Raw genomic sequence first — 1,151 nt, forward strand, 5'->3', positions numbered from 1 at the left:
ATGCTATAGTTCGCGCCCTCTTTTATATCCCCGATGTGTTATTCGCCCACCATGACGAAACGTGAAGCTCCAATCTACAAGGTGATTTTCCTTAACCAGGGCCAGGTGTTCGAAATGTACGCCAAGCAGATCTATCAAAGTGATCTGTGGGGTTTCCTGGAAGTGGAAGAGTTCGTCTTTGGCGAGCGCACCCANTTGGTCGTCGACCCGGGCGAAGAAAAACTCAAGGCGCAGTTTGAAGGCGTGGTGCGCAGCTTTGTGCCAATGCATTCGATTGTGCGCATCGATGAAGTGGAGCGCCTGGGCACGCCGAAAATCAGCGAAGCCCGCGGTGCGGTCGGCAATGTCATGCCGTTTCCGATGCCGATGCCTGAGAAGTAAGACCGAGGCTTGCCCGCGAAGGCGACAGAAGGGTCGNTGAGGGGGCTTGCCCCCGTTGGGTCGCGAAGCGGCCCCAAAACCTACAATCCCGGTGTGTCTGGTACACCGCATGTGATGGATTACGACTGCTGCGCAGCCGAACGGGGCCCCGCGAAGGCGACAGAAGGGTCGAAGAAGATTTAAGGCAGCGGCGAAAACGGCGTGCGCCCATCGGCGCTTTGCAATTCCATCAGGTATTTACGGAATATTTGCCCCAGCACCTGGGTAGCGACTTCCAGATCTTCGCGCGGCATCTTCTCGGCCACTTCATCCGCCGTGTCCAACGCATCTTCAGCGCCGTTGACCGCGGCCATTTTCAGCACGATGTACGCCTGGACGTTATTGGCCGGTACACCTTCGCCGTGAAAGAACATGGTGCCGAGTTTGAATTGCGCCTGGGCGTGGCCTTGCAGTGAAGCCTTTTCGAAGTAATCCAGGGCTTTCTTGAGGTCGCGTGGGGTGTTTTTGCCGTCGTAGTAGAACTCACCCAACTCGTATTGCGCTTGTGCATCCCCTTCATCCGACGCTTTCTGGCAGGCGGCAAGCGCTTGCGTCAGGTCTTGCGGCTGAGTATTGAGGGTGCAACGACCCATCGCTGGGATTAACAACGAGTTGCCGCCTGCTTGTGCATGTGCCAGCAGCGGCTGAAGGAGCAACAGGCAGCCCAGAACCAGGGTGCGGCCGGTGCGTTTCATGGGAATCGACTTACCTCTGACGGGGCACGCGGACCC

Annotated in this window: 2 protein-coding genes; one reads left to right on the forward strand and one right to left on the reverse strand. The window is 57.5% G+C overall.

Going from position 1 to position 1,151, the window contains the following annotated elements:
* Positions 1 to 51 precede the first annotated feature (51 nt).
* Positions 52 to 381: a DUF1820 family protein gene (locus B7L09_RS21205; RefSeq protein WP_094470487.1), complete on the forward strand. Its 330-nt coding sequence runs from the start codon at positions 52 to 54 to the stop codon at positions 379 to 381.
* Between the two features lie 179 nt (positions 382 to 560).
* On the opposite strand, the gene B7L09_RS21210 is transcribed toward B7L09_RS21205, so the two are convergent.
* Positions 561 to 1,115, reverse strand: a complete 555-nt coding sequence (locus B7L09_RS21210; RefSeq protein WP_094470486.1) for a tetratricopeptide repeat protein — start codon at positions 1,113 to 1,115, stop codon at positions 561 to 563.
* Positions 1,116 to 1,151 lie beyond the last annotated feature (36 nt).

This window comes from Pseudomonas mandelii, from assembly GCF_002251635.1.
GTDB classification, from domain to species: domain Bacteria; phylum Pseudomonadota; class Gammaproteobacteria; order Pseudomonadales; family Pseudomonadaceae; genus Aquipseudomonas; species Aquipseudomonas mandelii_B.